The organism is Nocardioides sp. LHD-245 (assembly GCF_030929495.1).
In the GTDB taxonomy this organism is placed as follows: domain Bacteria; phylum Actinomycetota; class Actinomycetes; order Propionibacteriales; family Nocardioidaceae; genus Nocardioides.
The window spans coordinates 1-7,667 of the sequence record NZ_JAVFWN010000032.1 but is presented as its reverse complement, the minus strand read 5'-3'; the positions used below and the strand labels follow the sequence as shown (position 1 = coordinate 7,667).

Genomic DNA, 7,667 nt, shown 5'->3' with positions numbered 1-7,667 from the left:
GATGGGGCTCCTCTTCAGTGCGTGCTTGGCCGTACACACCGAAGATCCCGCCGATGGCCGCCTACGTCAGGCAGCCCCGCCGTGGTCCCTCAAACCCCACCACACCCTGGGACTCTTACGGAGCGGGCGAGCGACGTACTCGTCGAGGGCCTCCCAGATCGATCGCGTCGTGTACACACCGCGTCGCACCACGACCCACACCCGATCCCGCAGCAGGGCACGGACAGCACTCGGGCCAACACCGAAATCGAGCGCCTGCGCCCGGCTGATGACTCCGTGGTTGGCGGCGATGGCAGCTTCCACACGAGGATCCATGTGCCCGAGGGTGTGCGCGCCCTCGCCGGCGTTCAACACTCGCCCGTCAGGCCTGTGGGCAAGGTTGCCTACTACACCCCCTGTGGACAGCAAGTGGCCTGTCGAGGGGCCAGGGTGACGAGTCCGCAGTTTGTCGTTGCCGGCGCGATCCGCGAGCTGTAACTACCTGTCCTTGCCTCTGCCATACCGGTCTACGGATCAGACAGCAGCAAGAACAGGTAGTTACAGCTCCGCCCGCCCCAGGTCACCGGAACGCCGGCAGCACCTCGTTCTTGAACTTCTCCAGCGTGGCGAGCACCTGCTCCTGACCGAGCTCGTACCACTGCATCCGCAGCACGACATGGGTCAGCCCCTGAGCCTCGAGGTCCTTGAGCGCGGCCACAGCCGAGGGCGGGTCGGTGAACAGGTACGACGCGTCGGCGACCTCCTCGGCGGCCTGGTCCGTCTGCAGGTGCTTGTAGGCCTCGCCCTGTTGCGGCGCGTTGTAGGCGGCGTACTTCTGGGTCAGGGCGCCGCGGGCGGCGACGCCGATCGCCCGGGCCCGGTCCCGGTCGTCGTCGAGCACGAGCTCGCGGCGCACCACCAGCTCGGAGGTCTGCTTGCCCAGCCGCTCGCGCTCCGCGCGGTAGTGACCGAGGACGACGGCCAGCCGCTCGGGCGTGACGTGCGGCGGCACGATCCACGCGTCGCCGAGCCGGGCCGCGCGCTCGGCGCCCTTCTTGTGGGGGCCCGCACCGATCCAGACCTGCGGACCGCCGGGCTGGACGGGGGTCAGGCTGATCTTCTCGTCCACCACCTGGAAGTGCTCGCCCTCGAAGGTCACCTGCTCGCCGCTCCAGAGCTGGCGGATGAGCCGCACGCTCTCGTCGTACCGGCCGACCCGGTCGTCCATCGGGATGCCGAAGGCGGCGAACTCGTTCTCGCGGTAGCCCATGCCGAAGCCGGCCACCGCACGACCGCCGGTGAGGTGGTCGAGCGTGGCGAACTCCTCGGCGACCTCGACCGGGTGGCGCAGCGGGAGGATGAACATGTTGGTACCGAGCGTCATCTCGCCGGCGTCCTGCGCGAGCGCCGACAGCAGCGGCACCGGCTGGAGGGTGGGCATGCTGCCCAGGTAGTGCTGCAGCACCCAGATCGAGGAGATGCCGGCATCCGCGGCGGCGCGCACCTGCTCACGCAGCATCGACACCCGCGACGCGGGCACGACCCCCGGCGGGAAGTCGTTCATGATGGCGAGACCGAACTTCAACGGCATGGTGTCCTCCAGTGAGAGATCGTCGAACGACGCAGAGTGCTCGTCGTCATGGGATTGCGGCATCGACGGTGATGCCGATCTTGCCGCGGATCCCGCGGCTGGCCAGCGCGCGGTGCGCCTCGACGATCTCGTCGAGCGCGAACCGCGCGGAGAGGTGGACGTGGAGCGCACCTTCTGCGCACCACCGGGCGAGTGTCTCCAGACCGTCGCGGTCGGGACGGACGGCGACGCGCTCCGCGCGCACCCCCGCCCGGGACGCGAGCTCATCGAGCCCGGCGTCGGCTCCGCCCGGCACGCAGACGACCACGCCGCCCCGCACGGTCGTCGCGACCGAGCCCGCCAGCTGGGCCCCACCGACGAGGTCGACGACCGCATCGACCTGCGGCAGGGGACCCTCGTCGGCGCGGTCCCGGAACTCGTCGGCCCCGAGGCCTCGGACGAAGTCTCCCTTCTCGGCGCCATCGACCGCGACGACCTCCGCACCGAGGATCTTCGCGATCTGTACGGCGAGATGGCCGACGCCGCCCGCCGCGCCGCGAATGAGCAGTCGTCGTCCAGGGCGCGCCCCGGCGAGGTCACGCACAGCCGAGAGCGCGGTCAGACCGGCCAGCGGCAACGCCCCCGCTGTCGCGACGTCGACCGCGTCCGGCAGGACGGCCAGGTGCTCCACCGGAGCGACGACGTGGGCGGCGTAGGAGGCCGCCTGCTGCGGAAAGAAGGGCATCCCGAACACCCGCTGTCCCACAGCGAGCGAGTGCACGTCCTCGCCCACCGCCTCGACGACTCCGGCGACGTCCCATCCCACGGAGATCGGGAACGAGCCCAGTGACGCCGCCGCTCCCCTCCCCTCGCGCGTCTTCACGTCGATGGGGTTGACCGACGTGGCCGCCATCCGCACCAGCACCTCGCCTGCGCGCGGTCGAGGGACCTCCACCACCGCCTGCTCGAGGACCTCCGGTCCGCCATACGCGTACTGCACCACGCGCACCGAAGGCACCGGACTCGTGAGCTTGGTCCGCACCCTCACTCCCGGGGCAGGCCGAGGCCACGGGCGATGATCCCCCGCTGGATGTCGTTGGTGCCGCCGCCGATGACGTACATCGGCGCGACCCGGATGGCGGCGTCGTACCGGCCGGCGAGCGCGGCCTCGGGACCGAGGACGTCGAGGCAGGTGCGGCCGAGCTCCTCGGCGAGGTCGCCGCTGAGGACGGCGGCCATCGGGCCCGCGATGCGGGCGTCGCCGCCGCCACTGCCGCCGCCGTCCATCGACCGCGTCGCCCGCAGCACGAGCGCCCGGGCGGCCTGGAGCCGCGCGGCGACCCAGGCGATCCGGTCCCGGTCGAGGGCGTCGACCGTGCCGCCGTCCGCGACCCGGGCCCGCAGCAACGCAAGCGTCTCGTCGAAGTGCCGGCGCAGCGTCGCGGCCACGCCGCCCATCACCACCCGCTCGGCGGTGAGCGCGTCGGTGACGACCTTCCAGCCGCCGTGCACCTCGCCGACCCGGGCGCTGTCGGGCACCCGCACGCCGTCGTAGAACACGGTGCAGGAGACCTCGCCGGACAGCGCGACGTGCTGCTGGACGGTGATCCCCGGCGTGTCCATCGGGACGAGGAAGATGGTGATCCCCGCGTGCCGGGGCGTGGCGTCGGGGTCGGTGCGGACCGCGAGCCACACGTGCGAGGCGGTCTGCCCGCGCGTGGTCCACAGCTTCTGCCCGTCGATCACCCACCCGTCGCCGTCGCGGACCGCGCGGGTGCGCAGCGAGGCGAGGTCGGAACCGGCCTCCGGCTCGGAGTAGCCGAGGCAGAACGCCAGCTGTCCGGCGTGCAGGAGCGGCAGGAACTGCGCCTTCTGCTCCGGCGTGCCTTGGCGCAGCAGCGAGTGGCCGATCAGCATCGTGGCGCTCATCGCGCGGTCGACCGGGCCGCCGGCGTACTTCATCTCCTCGTGGAGCACGACCTGCTCCTCGACGGCGGCCGCGCGACCGCCGTGCTCCGGGGGCCAGTTGAGGGCGAGCAGCGACTGGTCGTCCATCTCCTGGCACAGCGCCTCGACGTCGTACCCGTCGCCGGTCCGGTGCCGGGCGAGCAGCGCGCGGACCTCGTCGCGGAACGCCTCGGCGCGCGTCCCCAGGTGGAAGTGCGGGAGCGCCTCGCCGGCGAGCAGCCGGGCGGCCACGCCGTCATCGCGACGGTCGTCGAGACCGCCGCCGAGATGGGTGAGGTCGGTGTGGACCCGGCGGAAGAGCCAGGCGGCGTCGTGCTCCTCGAAGAAGCCGACCGCGCCGAGCGTGTGCTGGGCGCCGGCGAGCACCCGCTGCGCGGCGGTCCGCGCGTGCCGGGCGGCCAGGGCCGCGGCGAGCGGGGCGTCGTCGCGTCCGGCGAGCAGCGCGCCGACGGCCTCGTCGACCAGCGCCTCGCTCGCGGACAGGTCGATCTGGCCGGCGGCCACCCGCTGCTGGACGGCGCCGAACGCGCCGATCACCCGGCCGAACTGGCGGCGCACCTTCGCGTGCTCGACGGCGAGCTCGTGCGCCCGGCCCGCGGCGGCGACGGCGCGGGCGGCGACGCACAGGCGCAGTACGGCGACCGCCTCGGCCACGGCCGCGGGCTCGACCGTGCGCTCGGCCACGACGGCCCCCGGCGCCAGCCGGCGCCAGGCCGGGCGGGCCAGCCCCTCGAGCGGCTCGGCGACGTCGATCTCCCGCAGGGAGACCGCGCCGGTGTGGGTGTCGACAACGAGCACGTGGGAGGACGTGCCGGCGTCGTCGACGATCAGGGGGCCGGTGTCCAGGACGACGGCCGGACGGATCTCACCGGCGCCGATGGCGCCGGCCCGGTCGGGCAGGAGCCGGCTGGCGACGTACGCGTCGGCGAGGGGCAGCGGGCACGCGCGACGCCCGAGCGTGCGCACGGCGGCGACGAGGTAGTCCGCGGCACCCTCCGGTCCGAGCTGGAACCACCCCTGCTGGACGGCGGCCTCGGCGACCTTCGCGGCGTCGGCCGTCGCGACGTCGACAGCGGCGGGCCAGAGCCCGTCGAGCACACCCGCCACGGCGTCCCGGAAGTCCTCCACCTCGGCCATGCCGCCCGGTCTCCTCACTCTCGCCTTGCCACACCCGCGCTATCTATGAATACCATAGTCATGGTCGGGATCACAGAGCCGGCTTCACGCCGTAGTAGCTGCGCCCCCTGGCGGCCGGGACGTCGTCCCCGCCGTCGACGACGAGGCAGGCGCCGTTGACCCGGGCCGCAGTGGCCAGGAAGAGCGCGGCCGCCGCGACGTCGTCCGCCGTCGTCGGGATGCCGCTCGACGAGGCCTCCGCCAGCCGCCGGTACGGCGTCGCGAGGTCGTCGGCGTCGCCCATCAGGCCGGCCGACAGCGAGCTCACCGTGCCGCCCGGCGCGACCGCGTTGATCCGCAGCCCGTACGGCGCGACCTCGACCGCGACCGACTCGACGAGCCCCTTCACCGCGTGCTTCGCGGCGGTGTAGACGTGCGGGCCCAGCCCGCCCCGGACGCTGGCGACGCTCGCCGTGCACACGATCGAGCCGTGCACCTGCGGGCGCATCACACGGACCGCGTGCTTGACGGTGAGGAAGACGCTCGTCAGCAGGAGGTCCGTCGTCCGCCGGAAGTCGGCCAGACCGGTCTCCTCGATCCGGCCGGTCACACCGGCCACGCCGGCGTTGGCGAAGACCGCGTCGACCGGGCCGAGGGCCGCGGTCGTGTCGACCGCCGCGGCGACCTGCCGCTCGTCGGTCACGTCGCAGGGCACGAACCGGGCGCCTCCGCGGAGACGTCCGACGAGCGCCCGTCCCGCGCGCTCGTCGACGTCGGCGACGACGACCTGTCCACCCTGGGCGACGATCCGCTCCACGAGGGCGGCGCCGATCCCGCGCGCCCCTCCCGTGACCAGGGCGACCGACGGACTCTGCAACATGGGACTCCTCCTCGATTGACACCTCTCCGAGCCGAGATTACATTGGAATCATTATCAGAGATAGGAGTACCGTGTCTTCGACCGTGACCGAGCTCGACCGCGTGGTCATCCGCTTCGCCGGCGACTCCGGCGACGGGATGCAGCTGACCGGAGACCGCTTCACCCAGGAGGCGGCCGTCTTCGGCAACGACCTCTCCACGCTCCCGAACTTCCCGGCGGAGATCCGCGCCCCGCAGGGCACGATCCCCGGCGTCAGCAGCTTCCAGCTGCACTTCGCCAACTACGACATCCTCACGCCGGGCGACCGACCCGACGTGCTCGTGGCGATGAACCCGGCCGCGCTGAAGGCCAACCTGACCGATCTCCGGCGCGGGGCGACGATCATCGTCGACACCCACGACTTCACCGCGCGCAACCTCGCCAAGGTCGGCTACGACGTCAACCCGCTCGAAGACGACACGCTGGCCGAGTTCGCCGTGCATGCCCTCGACCTCACCGGCATGACGGTCGAGGCGGTCAAGGAGTTCGGGCTCTCCCGCAAGGACGCGGCGCGCTCCAAGAACATGTTCGCCCTCGGCCTGGTCTCCTGGCTCTACGGGCGCGACGTCGACGGGAGCGAGGCCCACCTGGCGGCCAAGTTCGCGACCAAGCCGGCCATCCGCGACGCCAACATCGCCGCACTGCGGGCGGGCTGGAGCTTCGGCGAGACCACCGAGACGTTCGCGGTGTCGTACGTCGTGAAGCCGGCGCCGGTCCGCGCCGGCCGCTATCGCAACATCACGGGCAACACCGCGCTCTCGTACGGACTCGTCGCCGCCGGCCGGCTGAGCGGGCTGCCGGTGCTGATGGGCGCCTACCCGATCACCCCGGCCTCCGACATCCTCCACGAGCTGAGCAAGCACAAGAGCTTCGGCGTCACGACCTTCCAGGCCGAGGACGAGATCGCCGCGATCGGCGCCGCGGTGGGCGCGTCGTTCGCTGGGGTGCTCGGCGTGACCGCGACGTCCGGTCCCGGAGTGGCGCTCAAGTCCGAGGCGATCGGCCTGGCCGTGATGACCGAGCTCCCCCTCGTGGTCGTCGACGTGCAGCGTGGCGGCCCGTCGACCGGACTGCCGACCAAGACCGAGCAGTCCGACCTGCTCCAGGCGATGTACGGCCGCAACGGCGAGGCGCCGATGCCCGTGGTCGCCGCCCAGTCCCCGACCGACTGCTTCGCCGCCGCGATCGAGGCCGCCCGGATCGCGGTCACCTACCGCACTCCGGTCTTCCTGCTCTCCGACGGCTATCTCGCCAACGGCTCCGAGCCGTGGGCCATCCCCGCTGTCGCCGACCTGCCCAGGATCGAGCCCGACTTCGCCACCGGGCCCAACCACGCCTCCGCCGCGAGTGCCGATGGCGCGCCGGACGAGTTCTGGCCGTACCTCCGCGACGAGAGGACGCTGGCCCGGCCCTGGGCGATCCCCGGCACCGCCGGCCTGGAGCACCGCATCGGCGGCCTCGAGAAGGCCGGCACCACCGACGAGGGTCACGGCAACATCTCCTACGACCCCGCCAACCACGACGCGATGGTCCGGATCCGCGCCGAGAAGGTCCGACGCATCGCCGACTCCCTCCCGCCGCTCGAGGTCGACGATCCCTCCGGCGAGGCCGAGGTCCTGGTGATCGGCTGGGGCTCGACGTACGGGCCGATCGGCGCCGCGTGCCGTCGGGTCCGGGCCACGGGGCGCGCCATCGCCCAGGTGCACCTACGCCATCTCAACCCGTTCCCGCATGACCTCGGCGAGATCCTGCGCCGCTACGACCGGGTCGTGTGCCCGGAGATGAACCTCGGCCAGCTCTCCCGCCTGCTGCGCGCGGAGTACCTCGTCGACGTCCGGCCGATCACCACAGTGCGCGGACTGCCCTTCGGGGCCGAGGCGCTGGCCGCCGACCTGCTCGCCCACGTCACCACCACCGCGGAGGCCACCGCATGACCGCTATCGACCTGCCCCTGACCGCACCGCCGACGCTGACCGCGAAGGACTTCTCCAGCGATCAGGAGGTCCGCTGGTGCCCCGGCTGCGGCGACTACGCCGTCCTCAAAGCCGTCCAGTCCTTCCTCCCCGACCTCGGCCTACGCCGCGAGAACATCGTCTTCATCTCCGGCATCGGCTG

General features: G+C 72.5%; 6 protein-coding genes and 1 pseudogene. 2 read left to right on the top strand and 5 right to left on the bottom strand.

Annotated elements, in window-relative coordinates; genetic code table 11:
• Positions 1-66 precede the first annotated feature (66 nt).
• The 5 genes from RB608_RS28350 to RB608_RS28140 form a co-directional block, all read right to left on the bottom strand.
• Positions 67-315, bottom strand: coding sequence for a type IV toxin-antitoxin system AbiEi family antitoxin domain-containing protein (locus RB608_RS28350; RefSeq protein WP_392391071.1), 249 nt, complete (start codon positions 313-315; stop codon positions 67-69).
• Positions 316-559: 244 nt separating this feature from the next.
• On the bottom strand, positions 560-1,633 hold the full coding sequence (locus RB608_RS28155) for an LLM class flavin-dependent oxidoreductase (protein WP_308091419.1): 1,074 nt from the start codon (positions 1,631-1,633) through the stop codon (positions 560-562).
• Complete coding sequence (locus RB608_RS28150) at positions 1,617-2,567, bottom strand: NADP-dependent oxidoreductase (protein WP_308091418.1); 951 nt, start codon at positions 2,565-2,567, stop codon at positions 1,617-1,619. Before RB608_RS28150 ends, RB608_RS28155 begins: the two co-directional genes overlap by 17 nt.
• A 26-nt stretch (positions 2,568-2,593) precedes the next feature.
• Positions 2,594-4,654 (bottom strand): acyl-CoA dehydrogenase family protein, encoded by a 2,061-nt coding sequence (locus RB608_RS28145; RefSeq protein WP_308091417.1) that lies wholly within the window; start codon positions 4,652-4,654, stop codon positions 2,594-2,596.
• A 70-nt stretch (positions 4,655-4,724) separates the two neighbouring features.
• Positions 4,725-5,513 (bottom strand): SDR family oxidoreductase, encoded by a 789-nt coding sequence (locus tag RB608_RS28140; protein WP_308091416.1) that lies wholly within the window; start codon positions 5,511-5,513, stop codon positions 4,725-4,727.
• Positions 5,514-5,554: 41 nt separating this feature from the next.
• Between RB608_RS28140 and RB608_RS28135 the strand changes: the two genes are divergently transcribed.
• Entirely contained in the window at positions 5,555-7,486 is a 1,932-nt protein-coding gene (locus RB608_RS28135) for a 2-oxoacid:acceptor oxidoreductase subunit alpha (RefSeq protein WP_392391072.1), read from the top strand.
• Positions 7,483-7,667 (top strand): annotated as a pseudogene (locus tag RB608_RS28130) (2-oxoacid:ferredoxin oxidoreductase subunit beta); the annotation flags it as partial. The gene RB608_RS28135 and the pseudogene RB608_RS28130, both read left to right, overlap by 4 nt.

Bases quoted from the DNA above. Each gene is read 5' to 3' on its own strand.
- RB608_RS28350 (WP_392391071.1), bottom strand. From the start codon at position 315: ATGGATCCTCGTGTGGAAGCTGCCATCGCCGCCAACCACGGAGTCATC.
- RB608_RS28155 (WP_308091419.1), bottom strand. From the start codon at position 1,633: ATGCCGCAATCCCATGACGACGAGCACTCTGCGTCGTTCGACGATCTC.
- RB608_RS28145 (WP_308091417.1), bottom strand. From the start codon at position 4,654: ATGGCCGAGGTGGAGGACTTCCGGGACGCCGTGGCGGGTGTGCTCGAC.
- RB608_RS28140 (WP_308091416.1), bottom strand. From the start codon at position 5,513: ATGTTGCAGAGTCCGTCGGTCGCCCTGGTCACGGGAGGGGCGCGCGGG.